The organism is Micromonospora sp. RB23 (assembly GCF_053585025.1).
The window spans coordinates 4,192,828-4,209,086 of sequence record NZ_CM132111.1; the positions used below are offsets into that span (position 1 = coordinate 4,192,828).

The following is a 16,259-nucleotide window of genomic DNA, read 5'->3' on the forward strand; positions in this document are numbered from 1 at the left end:
GAACATGAGAGTCGAGGAGGTCCTGCACCGGATCCGCCGGCTGCGTCGACCAGGCGCGACCGCCGACCCGGAGCTGGCGCCCGGCCTGGTCCACCTGGACGACGCGGCGGTCACCACCGTCGCGTCCGCCGGCCGGCTGCTCGCCGACGTGCCCGTCGAGAAGCTGACCAGCGAGGACTTCCCGCTGCGCCCGCTGCGGGTCGCGGTCACCGGCACGTTCACACCGGGCACGCTGGAACCGCTGCTGCGCGTGGCGCTGCTGCGGATCGGCATCGCCGCCGAGATCCACGTCTCCGGCTTCGACCAGCTCGTGCTCGACCTCAGCGACCCCGGCTCGGCACTTGCCGACTTCCGGCCGGACGTCACGCTCTGCCTGCTGCACGACGGCTGGTTCCTGCCCGCCGAGTGGGACCCCGGCGACCTGGACGGCCTCGCCGACGTGCTGCGCCAGCGGACCGCCGTGCTCACCGCCGCGCTGCGCGGGTACGCCGCACGCACCGACGGCGCGGTGCTGCTGCACACCGTGCCGCTGTCCCCGTTGGAGCATCGCAGCCTGGTCAGCTTCCGGGGTCGGGCCGAGCTGGGCCGCCTCTGGCGGGACCTGAACGCCCAGCTCCTGGAACTGGGCGGGCGGGACACCACGTACACGCTGGACCTGGAGACGCTGCTGGTCGACCACGACGGTCCGGTGCGCGACGAGCGCCTGTACCGGTTCGCCAGCATGGCGTGGACGCCCACGGTGGAGCGCCGGTACGCCCACGAGGCGGCCACCTTCTGCCGCGCGGTCCTCGGCCGGACGGCGAAGGTGCTCGCGCTGGACCTGGACAACACGCTCTGGGCGGGCGTGCTCGGCGACGACGGGCTGACCGGCATCCGGCTCGGCACCGACTACCCGGGCAACTGCCACCGGGACGTGCAACGTCGCGCCCTGGCGCTGCGCCGGCAGGGGGTCCTGCTCGCGGTGTGCAGCAAGAACGACCCGGACCTGGTGGCCGAGGCGTTCGCGCAACATCCGGACCTGCTGCTGCGCGCCGACGACTTCGTCGCGCAGGCGGTCAACTGGGGACGCAAGGACGAGAACCTGCGCCAGCTCGCCACCGGCCTCAACCTGGGCCTGGACGCTGTCGTGTTCGCCGACGACAGCCCGTTCGAGTGCGAGCTGGTACGCCACGAGCTGCCGACCGTACGGGTGGTGGAGCTGGCCGGCGACCCGGCCGGCTTCTCCACCCGGCTGCTCACCGAGGGGCACTTCACCGTGCTGGCCACCGGCGCCACCGACCGCGAGCGCACCGAGCTGTACCGGGCCCGGGCCGGGCGGGAGCGTTTCGCCGCCACGTTCGACTCGGCGGCCGACTACCTGCACGAGCTGAAGTTGCGCGTCAGCGTCCGGGAGGTCGACGCGCACACCCTGCCCCGGGTCGCGCAGCTCGGGCTGCGCACCAACCAGTTCACGATGGCCGAGCGGGCGCACACCGAGGCGCAGACCCGCACACGCGCCGAATCCGCCGACCACACGGTGCTCACCGTCGAGGTGGCCGACCGGTTCGGCGCCGAAGGTCTGGTGGGCGGCCTGTGGCTCGACCGGACCGACCCGGACGCCTGGGTGATCGAGAACTTCGTGCTGAGCTGCCGGGTCTTCTCCCGGGGCGTCGAGCAGGCCGCGCTGCACCGGGTCGCGGAGCTGGCCCGGTCCGCCGGCGCGACCCGCCTGGAGGCGCTGTTCCAGCCCACCGCCCGCAACAAGCCCGGCGGGGCCGTCTGGCCGTCCGCCGGCTTCACCGTGGCCGCCGTCGAGGACGGCACCACCCGGCACGTGCTGCCGCTGCACCCCCCGCCCCGGCTGCTGCCGGCGTGGATCGCCCTGGAGGAGGGAGACATCCGTGCCTGACCTGTTCACCACCGTCGCGGGCCTCATCGAGCAGGTCGCGGACGTACCGGCCGAGGAGATCTCGCGCGACGTCCGGTTCGCGTCGCTGTCCCACTGGACCAGCCTGGAGGCGCTGCGGCTGCTCTCCGCCCTGGAGGACGACCTCGGCGTACGGCTGGACCTGCGGGCGTACCTGGCGGTGACCGCCGTCGGCGAGCTGGTCGACCTTGTCGCCGGCGAACTGGACGGGGCGACACGGTGACCGCCACCCGTACCGAGGCGGCGCCGACAGCGCCGACCCGGCTCGCCGACACCGACCTGGACCTGCTGCTGCTGATCCGGCATTTCGAGCTGGCCCTGCTCGACATGTTCGGACGCGGGGAGCTGCACGGCACCACGCACACCTGCCTGGGCCAGGAGTACGTGCCGGTGGCGCTGCGCCCGCTGCTCGACGACGCCGACTTCGTGTTCAGCAACCACCGGGGCCACGGCCACTACCTGGCCCGGTTCGACGACCCGCACGGCCTGCTCGCCGAGGTGATGGGCCGCGAGGGCGCGGTGTGCCACGGCGTCGGCGGTAGCCAGCACATCCTGCGGGACCGCTACCTGTCGACCGGGGTGCAGGGCGAGAGCGCGCCGGTGGCCGCCGGGGTGGCGCTGCACCTCAAGCGCACCGAGCCCGGCCGGTTGGCCCTCGTCTACCTGGGCGACGGCACGTGGGGCGAGGGCGCCGTCTACGAGGCGCTGAACATGGCCGCGCTGTGGGGCCTGCCGCTGGTGCTGGTCGTGGAGAACAACGGCATCGCCCAGTCCACGCCGACCACCGCGCAGCTCGCCGGCAGCATCGGCGGCCGGGCGCGGGCGTTCGGGGTGGACCACCTCCGGATCACCTCCACCGACACCGAGGTGGTCCGCGCCGCGCTGACACCGGTGCTGCGCCGGGTCCGCGAGCGGTCCACGCCGTACGTGGTGGAGCTGCTCACCCACCGCGTGGGACCACACAGCAAGGGGGACGACAGCCGTCGCCCCGAGGAGATCGCGCACGCGCGGGCGCACGACTGGTACGCGCGTTACGCGCAGGCGTACCCGGAGCAGTTCGACGCGCACGACGCACGCCAACGGGCGTACGTGGCCCAGGTGGTCGCCGACGTCGCCGGCCGGCCGGCGAGCCGCTGGACGGAGGAGAACCGTGGCTGAGCGGGTGGTGGAGAACCTCAACCAGGCCCTGCACGCGCTGCTGGCCGACGACCCCACGCTGAGCGTGCTCGGTGAGGACCTCGTCGACCCGTACGGCGGGGCGTTCAAGGTGACCCGGGGACTGTCCGAGCGCTGGCCGGAGCGGGTGCTGTCCACCCCGCTGAGCGAGGGCGGGATCGTCGGCGTGGCCGGTGGGCTGGCCCTGGCCGGACAGAGCGCGATCGTCGAGATCATGTTCAGTGACTTCGTGGCGCTGGCGTTCGACCAGATCCTCAACTTCGCCAGCAAGTCCACGGCCATGTACGGCCGGCGGGTGCCGATGCGGCTGGTGGTGCGCTGCCCCAGCGGCGGCAACCGCGGGTACGGCCCGACGCACAGCCAGAGCCCGCTGAAGCACTTCATCGGCATTCCCGGCCTGAGCGTGCACGAGGTGTCGCCGTTCCACGACAACCGGGCCGTCCTCGCCGGAATGCTCGCCACCGGCCGGCCGGGACTGCTCTTCGAGGACAAGGTCCTCTACACCACCCGCATGTACGCCGACGGCGTCGTGGACGAGTTGTTCCGCTACGACCTGATCGGCCCGGACGCCGACGTCGCCCGGGTGCGGGTGGACGAGGAGGAGCAGGCCGACTGCGTGCTCGTCGTACCCGGCGGGCTGGCCGCGCGGGCCGTGTCGGTGGCGCGGGAGCTGCTGCTGCGCGACGACATCGTCTGCCAGGTGCTGGTGCCGTCGCGGCTGTGGCCGCTGGACACCGACGCCCTGCTGCCGCCGATCGCCCGCGCCGGGCGGGTGGTGGTGGCCGAGGAGAGCACCGCCGGCGGCACCTGGGGCGCGGAGCTTGCGCAGGTCGTGCACCGGCGGCTCTGGGGGTCGCTGCACGCGCCGGTACGCCTCGTGCACTCCGCGGACAGCGTCATCCCGACCGCCGCGCACCTCGAACGCACCGTGCTGGTGCAGGACGCCGACATCCACCAGGCCGTGAAGGAGGTCGTCAGTGGTGACTGACCTGGTCGTCCCCAAGCTCAACAACAACGACACGACGTACGTCCTGCTCGACTGGCTGGCCGCGGACGGCGAGCAGGTGCACGCCGGCGAGCCGATCGCCGAGGTGGAGACCTCCAAGGCGGCCGAGGAGCTGCTCAGCGACGGCGACGGCGTGCTGCACCGGCTCGTCGAGGTCAACCAGGAGTGCGCCCCGGGAGATGTCATCGCGCACGTCTTCGACAGCGAGGAGGCACGGCAGCGGTTCCTCACGGAGGCGGTCACGCCGGCCGCCCCGACGCCCGAGGTGCGACCGGGTGGACCCGTCCTCACCGACTCGGCCCGGGACCTGGCCGCCGCGCACGGCCTCGGTGACGACGAGCTGCGCGGGCTCGGCAAGGCGGTCGTGCGGCGTACCGACGTGGAACGCCTGCTGGCCGACCGGTCGGCGGCGCCCACGGCCACGACCGAGCCGGTGGTGGTGGCCGCGGCCGCCGCGCTGGCGGCCGGCGACGGCCCCGAGCCGGACGACCCGCGCCCGGTCCACGCGCTCTCCCGCGCCCAGCGCGCGGTGGCCGCCGTGGTCACCGAGTCGCACCGGGAGGTGCCGGCGGCGCTCGCGGTGATCAAGGTACGGGCCGACGCCGCCCTCGCGGTGGCCCGGCAACTCACCCGCGCCACCCGCACCCTGGTCGGCCTGCCGGAACTGCTGGTCAAGGCGATCGGCGGGTTGCGCGAGGACCACCCGTTGCTCTTCGCCTCCCCCGGCGACGGCAGCAGCGTACGACTGGCCGAGGCGGCCCACGTCGGCGTCACCATCGACGTGGGCACGGGCCTGTTCATCCCGGTGGTCCGTGACGTGGAGGAGCTGACCTGCGCGGAGATCGCCGAGACGCTGATGGACTTCCGTAGCCGGGCCGGCGGCGAGGGCTTCCGGGCCGGCGAGCTGGCCGGCGGGACCATCGTCGTGTCCCTGCACACCGATCCCGACGTGGTGCTCGCCGGGCCGATCGTGTTCCCCGGTCAGACCTGCGTGGTGGCGATCGGTGGCACGCAGGAGGAACTGGCGCTGGACGCGGACGGTCAGGTGGTGACCCGCCGGTTCGTCAACCTGAGTGCCGTCTACGACCATCGGGTCGTCAACGGGCGGGAGGCGGTCGCCTTCCTCCAGGCCGTGAAGGCGGCGCTGGAGTCCCCCGACCACCTCAGCGAGGACTGACGCATCGGTCAGGGCTGGCGCCAACCGGTGGCAGACGGCTGTCGGTGGTGATCGTTGGCTGCTGAGCAGTGGTGTGGCCGGCGTGTCGTGTTGCTCAGCCGCCAACGATCACGGGCGGAGGCGGTCGCGGCGAGCGCGCAGAGCGCGGCGGCGGCGAGGAGCGGTGGGCGGCCGCCCAGGTGCACGGCGACGGAACCGAGCGGAATCGCCAGGACGAGCGGGCCGAACATGGCGGTGTTGGCCGTCGCGGCGGCCCGGCCGAGCAGCGCCGCCGGGGTGTGCGTCTGCACGGCGGTGACCGCCGCGACCAGGGTCCACGGCAGCCCGACGCCGGCCACGACCGCACCCGCCATCGTGCCCTGCCACCAGGGCAGACACCGTACGAGGCAACCCGCGGCGAACAGGAGCGTTCCGGCGACGCCCACGGCGACGGGCCCCCGTCGGGTGAGCAGTCGGCCGACCACGAGTCCACCCAGGATGGAGCCGGCGCCCTGGGCGCTGGCCAGCACCCCCAGGAAGGTCGTCGGCAGGCGTAGGTCCGTGACGACGATCGTGTAGAGGGCGGCGGTCACGAAGCCGGACATGGCGATCGACACTCCGGCGAGCAGGACCGGCACGCGGATGGACCGCTGTCCGGCCAGGAGTACCAGTCCGCTGCGGAGCCCTCGGTCCCGCCTCGTGGAGCGCTCGGGTGGGGCCCGGTTCAGGCGGACCGCCAGGTAGAGGACGGCAACCAGGGTCGGCATCGCCGCGCTCAGCACGGCGACCGCGTGGCCACCCCGCCAGCCGTAGAGGCCCGCGCCGGCCAGCGGCGCGACGAGCTTCATGCCCTCCTGGGCGCTGGACCGCCACCCGTTGACGGCACCGAGTTCCGCCGCCGACAGCGCCGACGGCAGCAGAGCGGTCTCCCCCGCGTCGATGAGTACGTAGCTGACCCCGTAGGCGCACGAGACGGCGAAGATGACCCACGCCTGCCCGGGGCCACGCACGGCGAGAAGCGCCAGCAGCGCGGCCGCCAGCATGAGGTTGACGGCGATCACCAGTGGCCGTCGCGACGCCCGGTCGAGCAGGCCACCCAGCCACGGGCCGGCGAGCACCGGGGCGTACACGCAGAGCCCGGCGAGGGCGGCCAGTCCGGTGGAACCGCTGAGGTCCAGGATCCAGAGGCCGGACACGAGGGCCATGGCGCTGCTGCCGAAGCCGGACAGGATCGAGATCGCCACGAACAGACCCGCGTTACGGCGCATGCGCTCTCCCAGGTTGAGTCCACTGGACTCACATCCTGTTTCTTGAGCCAGGCGCAGGCAATGCCGCCAGGAGATGTCAATTCGGCGTTGACAACGCGGTCCCCAACGTCGCCGCCACCGCCCGCACCGGCGGCGGCAGCCGGTCGCCCGCGTCGTCAAGGTCGGTGCGCAGGTGCAGGACCAGGGCGTAGAGCGAGCCCGGGTCGGCGTCCAGGGCGGCGTCGACCGTGCTCCGCACGAGTGCCGCCCGACGGAAGCGGGAGTCCCACCGGCGGTCCGCTGCGATCCAGCGCCCCAGCTCCGCCACCGCGGCGCGCAACGCCACGATCTGCGGCGAGTAGCCCCGGTCCAGCTCCTGCCGCCGCACCCGTCGTGCCGCCGCCAGGCGCTGACGGCGCTGCTCGGCAGCCTGCCGGGTGCCGAGGCCCAGTGCCGCCGCGATCTGCGCCCAGGTCGCGCCGTCATGACGAGCCCGGTCGATCAGCTCGGCCTCCCGCTCGTCCAGCTGCGCACGAGCGGCACGCACCCCAGCCAACCCGGCCAACGGCGTCGTCATCGTGTCAACGCTACATTGACACATGCTCCCGGACGCTGCGGGGGCGCATGTCGGTCCAGGTGCGCGTCACGAAGTCCAGGCACTCCTCGCGGCTGCCGGCACAGCCGGCGTCCCGCCACCCGTCCGGCACCGCCTTGTGCCGGGGCCACAGGGCGTACTGCTCCTCGTCGTTGACCACCACGCGGTGTTCGTCAGCCATGGGAATTACCTTCCTCGTGTCGGGCCAGGTGCAGCTCGCGGGCGAGACTCTCCGGCGAGAGCGCCCGGATCTCCGCGAGCAGGTCGGTGAGGTCGCCGTCGGGTACGGCGGGAGCGGGCCGGGCCAGGTCGGCGACGGTACGCGCCAGCGCGGCGGGGGTGGGTGACTCGAAGATCGCGGCGGGCGGCAGGTCGACGCCGAACGCGTCGCGCAGTCGGGCCACCACGCGGGTGCCGAGCAGCGAGTGACCGCCCAGCTCGAAGAAGTCGTCGTCGGGGCCGATCTCGTCCACCCCGAGCAGGTCGACCCAGATCCGCCGCACCACCTCGTACGGCTCGTCGGTCGACGCGGCGGCGACGGCCGGGGCGGTCGTTGGTGGGGCGGCGGCATCCGGCGCCTGCTCGTCGAGGGTGACCTGACCCGGCCGGTACGCGTCGACCCAGTGCCGCTCGCGGGCGAACGGGTACGTGGGCAGGGGCACCCGCCGTCGTCCGGTGGGCCAGTCGACGGGCGCCCCGGCGAGCCAGAGCCGGCCGACGGCCAGCGCGACGGCGTCGTCCTCGCCGGCCGGGGTGCGGTCGGCGGGCAGGCTGGTCAACACCGTCGCCCCGCGGGCTGCCCCGTGCTGGCGGACGAGGGTGGCCAGGGTGCGGCCCGGACCGGCCTCCAGCACGGCGTACCGCTCGCTCAGCAGCAGGTCCGCGGCGGCGGTGAAGTTGACCGGACGGCGCAGCTGCCGCACCCAGTAGTCGGGGTCGGTGGCCTCGTCGTCGGTGAGCCAGCGACCGGTCACGTTCGAGACGACGGGGAGGGTGGGCGGGCGCAGCGGGATCTCGCGCAGGTGTGCGGCGAAGCCGGCCAGTGCGGGCTCCATCATGGCCGAGTGGAACGCGTGCGAGGTGCGGATCTCCCGGCAGGCCACCCCACGCCCGCGCAGGTCGTCGGCGAACGCGGTGACGGCGGCCGTCGCGCCGGAGACGGTGACGAGGCGCGGCGCGTTGGCGGCGGCCACCTCCACGCCGGCGGGCAGCAGCGCCGTGACCTCGTCGACGCCGAGCGCCACCGAGAGCATCGAGCCGGGGGCCTGTGCCTGCATGAGCCGGCCGCGTACGGCGACGGTGGCGAGCGCGTCGGGCAGCGTGAAGACACCGGCCAGGCAGGCGGCCACGTACTCGCCGAGGCTGTGTCCCGCCATCGCGACCGGGCGTACGCCCCGGTGGCGCAGCAGCTCGGCGAGGGCGTACTCGACGGCGAACAGGGCCGGCTGGGTGAGCCGGGTCTCGTCCAGCTCGGGTGCGGCGGGGACCTGCTCGCCGGGTGGACAGAGCAGCGTGCGCAGGTCCACGTCGAGGTGGGGGCGCAGCAGGTCGGCGCAGCGGTCGAAGGCCGCCCGGTAGACCGGTTCGGTGCGGTACAGGGTGCGGCCCATCCCCGCGTACTGGGCGCCCTGGCCGGGGAAGAGCAGCGCCACCCCGGCCGGCGTACCGGTGGCGACGCCGGTGCGGACCAGCGACGAGTCGCGGTCGGCGAGTTGGGCGGCGGCGGTGTGGACGTCGCGGGCGACGACGACCAGGCGGTGGCCGAACGCGCGTCGGGTGTGGGCCAGTGTGTACGCGACGTCGGCCAGCGGCACGTCCGGGTCCGCCTCCAGGTGGGTGGCGAGCCGGGTACGGGCCTCGTCGAGCGCGTCGGCGTCCCGGGCGGAGAGCACCAGCACGTGTGCCGGCCCCTCGCCGGCGGGGAGGTGGTCCGCGGGTTCGGCGGCCTGGAGCACGACGTGGGCGTTGGTGCCCCCGATGCCGAAGGAGCTGACCGCCGCGCGGGGCGGCGCGCCCAGGTCGGGCCAGGGCTGCGCGGTGGTGGGCACCCGGAACGGCCCACCGGCCAGCTCGGGGTGCGGCTCGGCGCAGTACGGGCTGGGTGGCACCACCCGGTGGTGCAGCGCCAACGCGGCCTTGATCAGCCCGGTCACCCCGGCGGCGACGTCGAGGTGACCGACGATCGCCTTGATCGAGCCGAGTGCGCACGAACCTCCGCCAGCGCCCCGACCCCCGGCAGCGCCCTGGAACGCCTCCGTCAGGGCGCGTAGCTCGATCTGGTCACCCAGTTCGGTGCCGGTGCCGTGCGCCTCGACGTAGCCGATCGTGGCGGGGTCGACCTCGGCCACCTCCTGGGCGGCCCGGATGGCGGCCACCTGACCGTCCACCCCGGGGGCGGTGAACCCGACCTTCACCCGGCCGTCGTTGTTGATGGCCGAGCCCCGGATGACCGCGTACACCGTGTCGCCGTCGTCGCGGGCGTCGGCCAGCCGGCGCAGGACGACCACGGCGGCGCCGTCGCCTCCCACGGTTCCGCTGGCACGCACGTCGAACGGGCGGCAGTGGCCGTCGCGGGACATGATGCCGCCCGCCTCGTGGCGGTAGCCGGTGCCCCCCGGCAGCAGGACGTGCGCGGCGCCGGCGAGCGCGACGTCGCACTCGCGGGCCAGCAGCGCCTGCGCGGCGAGGTGCACGGCGACCAGCGACGACGAGCACGCCGTCTGCACCGCGACGGCGGGTCCCCGCAGGTCCAGGTGGTACGCCACCCGGGTGGGCAGCGAGTCCTTGTCGTTGGCGAGCATCAGCTCGTACTCGGAGACCGAGTCGAGGCGCGGATTGCGGAACAGGTGGTGCAGGAGGTAGCCGCTGGCCGCCGCGGCGGCGTACACACCGACCAGCCGGTCGGGGTTCCCGGCGAGGTGACCGGCGCGTTCCAGGGCGGTCCAGGCCGCCTCGAGGAAGAGCCGCTGTTGCGGGTCGAGCAGCCGGGCGTCGCGGGGCGAGTAGCCGAAGAAGGCCGCGTCGAAGCGGTCGATGTCCGGCAGCGCGCCGTGCGCCGGCACGTGGTCGGGGTGCCGCCGTTCCTGTTCGCTCAGCCCGGCGGCGGCCAACTCCGCGTCCGTGAACCGGGTGATGGTCTCCTGTCCGGCGAGGACCCGCCGCCACAGTTCGTCGACGTCGGCCGCGCCCGGGAAGCGGCCGGCCATTCCGACGATGGCGATCTCCAGTCCGGTCTCCTGGTCGCTCATGCTCGTCCCTCCCCCGCCGGCACCGGGCGGGCCCGGCGGGCCCGGTCGGCCAGCGCCTGCTTGCGTTCGTCTCGTCGCCGACCGCTTGCGGTCGGCGACGCCGTCGGCGCGGATCCGCCGTCGAGGAAGCGGGCCAACTGCGCGACGGTCGGGTAGCGGAACAGCTCCACCGCGGGAACCGTTCGGCCCAGCCGGTCGGCGAGTCGGGTCTGCACCCGCGCCAGCAGCAGGGACGTCCCGCCGAGGTCGAAGAAGTTGTCGTCCGCCCCGACGTCGTCCAGCCCGAGCACCTGTCGCCAGGTGTCGGCGATGGCCCGTTCGACGGCTCCGTCCGGCGCCACGTACGCGGCGCCGAGGTCGGCGCGGGCGACGGCGGGCGCGGGCAGGCGGGACGGGTCGAGTTTGCCGCTGGACGTGAACGGCAGGTCGGGCACCACCACGAAGGCGCTCGGCACCAGGTAGCGGGGCAGACGCCGCAGCAGGCTCTGGCGTAGCTCGTCCACCGCCAACCCGTCGCCGACGAGGTAACCGACGAGTCGTCGGCCGCCGGGCGAGTCGGTCCGCACCACGGCGGCGGCCCGGCGCACGCCCGGGTACTGCCGCAGGTGGGCTTCCACCTCGCCCAACTCGATGCGGTAACCGTTGATCTTGACTTGGTTGTCCGCCCGACCGAGGAAGACGAGTTGCCCGTCGGCACGCCAGCGGACCAGGTCACCGGTGGCGTACATCCGCGCCCCCGGCGTCGGGGCGTACGGGTCCGGCAGGAACCGGAGGGCGGTGAGCGCGGCGTCGCCGTGGTAGCCGCGGGCCACTCCGGCGCCGCCGAGGTGCAGCTCGCCGGGCACCCCGGGGGGCACCGGCCGCAGCTCCGCGTCGAGGACGTAGGCGCGTACCCCGGTCAGCGGGCGGCCGATCGGCAACTCGGTGTCGGTGGGCGCGCAGCGGGCGGCCGTGGCGGTGACGGTGGCCTCGGTGGGGCCGTACCCGTTGATCAGCAGCCGGCCGCGTGACCAGGCGGCGGCGACGTCCGGCGCGCAGGGTTCCCCACCCACGGTGAGTACCCGCAGGTCGGGAACGGCGGTGGGGTCCAACGCGTCGAGGACGACCGGCGGTAGGTCGGCCACCGTGACACGGTGCCGGACGAGCGCGGCGGCCAGGTCGGGGCCGGGCGTGCGCTCGTCCGGGCCGAGCAGGCGCAGGGTCGCGCCGACGGTGAGTGTGGTGACCAGATCGGACAGCGCGACGTCGAACCCGATCGAGTGGAACTGCAGGACCCGGTCGCCGGCCTGGACGCCGACCAGTCGGGCCTGCGCCTCGGCGAGGTTGGCCAGCCCTCGGTGGGTGCCGACGACGCCCTTGGGCAGCCCGGTCGAGCCGGACGTGTAGATCAGGTAGGCGGCGGCGTCCGGCTGGACGGCCACGGAGGGCGGAGCCTCGTCGCGCGGCGCGGCCTCGTCCAGGTGCAGCAGTGGCAAATCGGTGGCGGGGAGCGCGAGCTGCGCGTCGGCCGTGGTGACCACGAGCGCGGCGGCGGAGTCGGCGAGCAGGTGCGCCAGCCGGGCCGCCGGCAACTGCGGGTCCAGGGGCAGATAGACCCCGCCCGAGGAGAGTACGGCGAGGAAGGTGACCACCCAGTCGGGGCCGGCGGGCAGGCAGACACCGACGGTCGTCTCGGCCCGCACGCCCCGGGCGGCGAGGGTTCGGGCCAGGCGGTCGGCCCGGGCAATGAGGTCCCGGTAGGTGAGGGCCTGATCGCGGTACGCCACGGCCACCGCGTCCGGGGTTGCCCTCGCCTGACGGGCGATCAGCTCACCCAGGGCGGGCTGCGTCGGTGCCGCGGGCGCGGTGGCGGCCCAGCGGTCGACCAGGTCCCGTCCGGCGGCCGGGTCGAGCAGCGGCAGCCGGTCCACCGGGGTGTCCGGGTCGGCGAGCGCGGCCATGAGCAGGGTGTCGAGCTGGTCGGCGAGCGCGCGGGCGGTGGACTCGTCGAAGAGGCGGGTGCGGTACTCGATCCGCCCGTCGATCCGGCCCTCGTGTGCGATGACGGTCAGCGTCAGGTCGAACATGGACGTGCCGGTGTGCGTCTCGCCGCTGGCCAGCACGGTCACCCCGGGCAGCGTCAGCCGCTGTTCCCAGCCGTCCTCGACGGCGAACATGACCTGGGCCAGCGGATGACGACCGGGGTCGCGGGCCGGGCGCAGCTCCTGCACCAGGGCGTCGAACGGCACCGGGTCGGTCAGCGCGGTCAGCGCCGAGTCGCGGAGGCGGTCCAGCAGAGCGGCGAAGGTCAGTCCACCGTCGACCCGGCTGCGCAGCACCAGCGTGTTGACGAAGAAACCGACGGCGGTCTCGCTGTCGAGCGTCTGCCGGTTCGCCACCGGGGTGGCGATGAGCAGGTCCGGCTGCTGGCTGCGGCGGTGCAGCAACGCCGCCCAGGCCGCCGCGAAGATCATGTACGGGGTCGCGCCGGTGCGTCGCTGCGCCTCGGCGACCCGGTCGGCCAGGGCGGGCGGCCAGGAGAACTCGATCTCGTGGCCGGCGTCCTCCAGCTCCGCCGGGCGGGGCCGGTCGGTGGGCAGGTCGAGACCGGGCGGCGCGCCGGCCAGCGCGTCGCGCCACCAGTCGAGCCGCCGGGCCAACTCGGCCGGGCCGAGCAGCCGGTCCTGCGCCAGCGCCGCCGGCACGTCCCGGGGCACCGCCGGCAGGGCCACGGCACGGCCCTGGCGCAGGGCCGCGTACGCCGCCGACAGCTCCTCGAAGAGCAGACCCATGCTCCAGCCGTCGCAGATCACGTGGTGCAGGCTGAGCAGCAGCGAGAAGTCACCCGGGCCGGTCCGGCACAGGGTGGCGCGCACCAGGGGCCCCCGGGCCAGGTCGAACGGGCGTACCGCCTCGACGGCGGCGTACTCGTCGATCCGCTCCGGCGCGACGTCCTCGACCGTCAGCGGCAGGCCCGTCGCCGGCAGGACCATCTGGTACGACTGACCGTCCAGCGGTACGAACACCGTGCGCAGCGCCTCGTGCCGCGCCACGACCTCGTCGAGCGCGCCGCGCAACGCGGCGACGTCCACCTCGCCGCGCAGGTCCACCCGGTACGGAACGTGGTAGGCGGGGCTGTCCGGTCGGAGCTGGGCCAGCAGGAGCATCCACTCCTGGGCGGCGGTGAGCGGGTGGATGCCGTACCGGTCGCCGTCGGCGCGGATCGCCGCGACGAACGCCCGCCGCCGCTCGGGTGGCAGGGCGTCCACGCGCTGGCGCAACTGCGCGGGGGTGAGCGCGCCGATCATCGGGCGACGCCCTGTTCGAGCTGGTCGAGCAGGCCCGCGAGATCGGCGGGGGGCGGCCCGTCCAGCGGGACCGGCGCGACCGGTTCGGCGGACTCGGCGGGCGTGCCACCGATCTCGTCCAGCGCGGCGGCCAGCCCGGCCACCGTCGGGTGGTCGAAGATCAGCCGCAACGGCACCTCCGCGCCGATCGCGGCGGCGAGCCGGGAGCGGACCCGGGTCGCCTTCAGGGACCGCCCGCCCAGGTCGAAGAAGTCGTCGGCGCGGCGACGTACCGGCACGCCGAGGACGTCCTGCCAGATCTCGGTCACCGCCCGCTCGGTCGGCGTACGCGGGCCGTCGTCGTCGGCTGTCGTGGTGGCGTCGGGCGCGGGCAGCGCCGCGACGTCGACCTTGCCGTTGCGGTTGAGCGGCAGCCGGGGCAGTGCCACGAACACGGCCGGCACCAGATGGTCGGGCAGTTGCTCGCGGGCCCGTTCCCGGATCGCCTCGACGTCCACCCCCTCGTCGGGTACGACGTACGCGACCAGTCGGGCGTCGCCGGCGGCGTCGCGGTCGGCGCGCACGATCGCGTCGCGGACCAGCCCGCCACCGCGCAGCGCCTCCGTCGCCTCCCCCGGCTCGACCCGGTACCCGCGGATCTTCACCTGGTGGTCGGATCGGCCGACGAACTCGATCAACCCGTCGGGGCGCTGCCGGACCACGTCGCCGGTGCGGTAGAGCCGGCCCCCGGGGCGGGGTCCGAACGGGTCCGGCACGAACCGCTCGGCGGTCGCGTCCGGACGGCCGAGGTAGCCACGGGCCACCCCGTCCCCGCCGATGAACAGCTCGCCCAGCACGCCCGGCGGCACCGGTTGCAGGAGCCGGTCCAGCACGTACACCCGGGTGTTGGCGACCGGACCGCCGATCGGCACGACCGGGTCCGCGGCGGTGAGCCGGGCGCAGTCGTACGTGGTGCTGTAGGTGGTCGCCTCGGTCGGGCCGTACCCGTTGACGAGGGTCGTGTCCGGGCAGGCCGCCCGGAGCCGGTCCACGGCGACCCGGTCGGCCTGTTCACCACCGAACGTCAGGTAGCGCAGCGCGGCCAGGGCGTCCGGCGCCTCGGTCGCCAGCTGCCGGGCCACGGAGGTGGCCAGGAACATCATCGTCACGCCGGTGTCGCGCAGCCGGGCGCGGAGCCGGTCCGGCACGATCACGTCGTTCATGTCCAGGTCCGCGAGGCAGGCGCCGTTGAGCAGCGCGCCCCAGACCTCCAGGGTGGCCGCGTCGAACGACATCGTGGCGGCCTGCCCCATCACGTCGTCGGGGCGTACGTCGATGAAGGTGGTGTCGCGGACCAGCCGGACGATGTTGCGGTGGCTGACGCCGGTGCCCTTCGGACGGCCCGTGGAGCCCGACGTGTACATGACGTACGCGAGCTGGTCGGGATGGACGGTCACCGCCGGGGGCTGCGCCGGGCCGTCGTCGGCGGGCAGCCGGTCCACGGCGATCCGGGGAGTGCCGTCGTCGGGAAGCCGGTCGGCCAGCGCGGCGGCGTGCAGGATGACGCCGGGCGCGGCGTCCTGGCACATCAGCGCCAGCCGCTCCGGCGGGTAACCGGGGTCCAGCGGCAGGTACGCGGCGCCGACCTTAAGCGTCGCCAGGGCGGCGACCACCCAGGTCGTGGTGTCGGCGAGGCAGATCCCGACGATCGTCTCGGCGCCGATGCCGAGTCGGAGCAGACGCGCCGCCAGGTGGTTGGCACGCCGGTCCACCTCGCGGTAGGCGAGGGTCTGGTGGTCGTCGCGCAGGGCGGGCGCGTTCGGGGTCCGGCGGGCCCACTCGGCGAACAGGGCGGGCACCGACGACTCGCGCGGATAGTCGGTGTCGGTGGCGTTCCCGTCACGCACCACCCGCCGTTCGGTCGCCGGGTCGAGCAGCGGCAGGTCGGACAGACGTGCCGCGGGGCGTTCCCGCGCCCGGTCGAGCAGGACGGCGAGCGCGGTCGCGATCGGCGTCGCGTGCGGGTGCCCGCCCACCGTGGCCGTCGGCCGTTCCCCGGTGTCGTCGATCAGCAGTTGCAACGCACCACGATTACCGAACGGCAGTTGATCGAATCCGATCGACACCACCGGCCGATAGTCGGGAGGATTTTCGGGCAATTCCGCGTCATGCTCGCGGGCTTCCCGGAGCGCCGTTCGGACCAGGTCCCGCAGCTCGGTCCAGGTGGGATCCTCGGGCAGCCGGACCCGGACCGGCAGCCAGCGCGCGGCACCGGTCGGCGCGGCCGGCGTCTCGGCGAGCAGGTCCCGACCAGTGACCCAGCGGCGCAGCAGCGCGAACAGGCCGGCCAACGCGCTGACCTGCGGCTCGACCTCGTCGCCCAGGTCAACTCGGGTGTCGACGGGCGGGTCTGTCGTCGGCGTGAAGGGCAGGTCCGGCGGCTCGGGGAGGGCGGCGAGCTGCCGCCCCCAGAAGGCGGAAAGGCCAGGAACAATTGGCTGTTCGGTCATCGGATCTCAGCTCCGATCGGCGGGTGACACGCAATGACCGGGAGTCTGGCCCGTACCCGTGCCAGTTGCTTGTACGGGCCGTTCGGGTGCCGTTGCGGCGGTCTGAGGGAAACCTGAGCGCGGCTTTATGCCGATAGCGCATTGCAGTC

Annotated in this window: 11 protein-coding genes; 5 read left to right on the top strand and 6 right to left on the bottom strand. The window is 74.2% G+C overall.

Annotated elements, in window-relative coordinates:
* The first annotated feature begins 4 nt into the window (after nt 1–4).
* The 5 genes from ACTFTM_RS19335 to ACTFTM_RS19355 are packed head-to-tail and all read left to right on the top strand — an operon-like array spanning nt 5 to nt 5,265.
* The gene (locus tag ACTFTM_RS19335) at nt 5–1,888 is read left to right on the top strand and encodes an HAD-IIIC family phosphatase (RefSeq protein ID WP_449561877.1); all 1,884 of its coding nucleotides are present in this window, start codon (nt 5–7) and stop codon (nt 1,886–1,888) included.
* Nucleotides 1,881–2,129 carry an acyl carrier protein gene (locus ACTFTM_RS19340; protein WP_449561878.1) on the top strand — a complete coding sequence of 83 codons (249 nt, stop codon included), beginning with the start codon at nt 1,881–1,883 and terminating at the stop codon, nt 2,127–2,129. The genes ACTFTM_RS19335 and ACTFTM_RS19340 overlap by 8 nt, the downstream gene beginning before the upstream one ends.
* The gene (locus ACTFTM_RS19345; RefSeq protein ID WP_449561879.1) at nt 2,126–3,064 is read left to right on the top strand and encodes a thiamine pyrophosphate-dependent dehydrogenase E1 component subunit alpha; all 939 of its coding nucleotides are present in this window, start codon (nt 2,126–2,128) and stop codon (nt 3,062–3,064) included. Before ACTFTM_RS19340 ends, ACTFTM_RS19345 begins: the two co-directional genes overlap by 4 nt.
* Nucleotides 3,057–4,070 carry an alpha-ketoacid dehydrogenase subunit beta gene (locus ACTFTM_RS19350; RefSeq protein WP_449561880.1) on the top strand — a complete coding sequence of 338 codons (1,014 nt, stop codon included), beginning with the start codon at nt 3,057–3,059 and terminating at the stop codon, nt 4,068–4,070. Before ACTFTM_RS19345 ends, ACTFTM_RS19350 begins: the two co-directional genes overlap by 8 nt.
* Complete coding sequence (locus ACTFTM_RS19355) at nt 4,063–5,265, top strand: 2-oxo acid dehydrogenase subunit E2 (RefSeq protein WP_449561881.1); 1,203 nt, start codon at nt 4,063–4,065, stop codon at nt 5,263–5,265. The genes ACTFTM_RS19350 and ACTFTM_RS19355 overlap by 8 nt, the downstream gene beginning before the upstream one ends.
* An 8-nt stretch (nt 5,266–5,273) precedes the next feature.
* Here ACTFTM_RS19355 and ACTFTM_RS19360 read toward each other — a convergent pair whose 3' ends face one another.
* The 6 genes from ACTFTM_RS19360 to ACTFTM_RS19385 form a co-directional block, all read right to left on the bottom strand.
* Entirely contained in the window at nt 5,274–6,512 is a 1,239-nt protein-coding gene (locus tag ACTFTM_RS19360; RefSeq protein ID WP_449561882.1) for an MFS transporter, read from the bottom strand.
* Nucleotides 6,513–6,588: 76 nt separating this feature from the next.
* Complete coding sequence (locus ACTFTM_RS19365; RefSeq protein WP_449561883.1) at nt 6,589–7,068, bottom strand: hypothetical protein; 480 nt, start codon at nt 7,066–7,068, stop codon at nt 6,589–6,591.
* Between the two features lie 10 nt (nt 7,069–7,078).
* The gene (locus ACTFTM_RS19370) at nt 7,079–7,267 is read right to left on the bottom strand and encodes an MbtH family protein (protein ID WP_449561884.1); all 189 of its coding nucleotides are present in this window, start codon (nt 7,265–7,267) and stop codon (nt 7,079–7,081) included.
* On the bottom strand, nt 7,260–10,334 hold the full coding sequence (locus ACTFTM_RS19375; protein ID WP_449561885.1) for a type I polyketide synthase: 3,075 nt from the start codon (nt 10,332–10,334) through the stop codon (nt 7,260–7,262). The genes ACTFTM_RS19370 and ACTFTM_RS19375 overlap by 8 nt, the downstream gene beginning before the upstream one ends.
* On the bottom strand, nt 10,331–13,621 hold the full coding sequence (locus ACTFTM_RS19380; RefSeq protein WP_449561886.1) for an amino acid adenylation domain-containing protein: 3,291 nt from the start codon (nt 13,619–13,621) through the stop codon (nt 10,331–10,333). The genes ACTFTM_RS19375 and ACTFTM_RS19380 overlap by 4 nt, the downstream gene beginning before the upstream one ends.
* Nucleotides 13,618–16,110, bottom strand: a complete 2,493-nt coding sequence (locus ACTFTM_RS19385) for a non-ribosomal peptide synthetase (RefSeq protein WP_449561887.1) — start codon at nt 16,108–16,110, stop codon at nt 13,618–13,620. The genes ACTFTM_RS19380 and ACTFTM_RS19385 overlap by 4 nt, the downstream gene beginning before the upstream one ends.
* Nucleotides 16,111–16,259: the final 149 nt, after the last annotated feature.

Excerpts from the sequence above, each read along its gene's own strand:
- ACTFTM_RS19375 (WP_449561885.1), bottom strand. The coding sequence starts at position 10,334 with ATGAGCGACCAGGAGACCGGACTGGAGATCGCCATCGTCGGAATGGCC.
- ACTFTM_RS19380 (WP_449561886.1), bottom strand. The coding sequence starts at position 13,621 with ATGATCGGCGCGCTCACCCCCGCGCAGTTGCGCCAGCGCGTGGACGCC.
- ACTFTM_RS19360 (WP_449561882.1), bottom strand. The coding sequence starts at position 6,512 with ATGCGCCGTAACGCGGGTCTGTTCGTGGCGATCTCGATCCTGTCCGGC.
- ACTFTM_RS19335 (WP_449561877.1), top strand. The coding sequence starts at position 5 with ATGAGAGTCGAGGAGGTCCTGCACCGGATCCGCCGGCTGCGTCGACCA.
- ACTFTM_RS19365 (WP_449561883.1), bottom strand. The coding sequence starts at position 7,068 with ATGACGACGCCGTTGGCCGGGTTGGCTGGGGTGCGTGCCGCTCGTGCG.
- ACTFTM_RS19370 (WP_449561884.1), bottom strand. The coding sequence starts at position 7,267 with ATGGCTGACGAACACCGCGTGGTGGTCAACGACGAGGAGCAGTACGCC.
- ACTFTM_RS19385 (WP_449561887.1), bottom strand. The coding sequence starts at position 16,110 with ATGACCGAACAGCCAATTGTTCCTGGCCTTTCCGCCTTCTGGGGGCGG.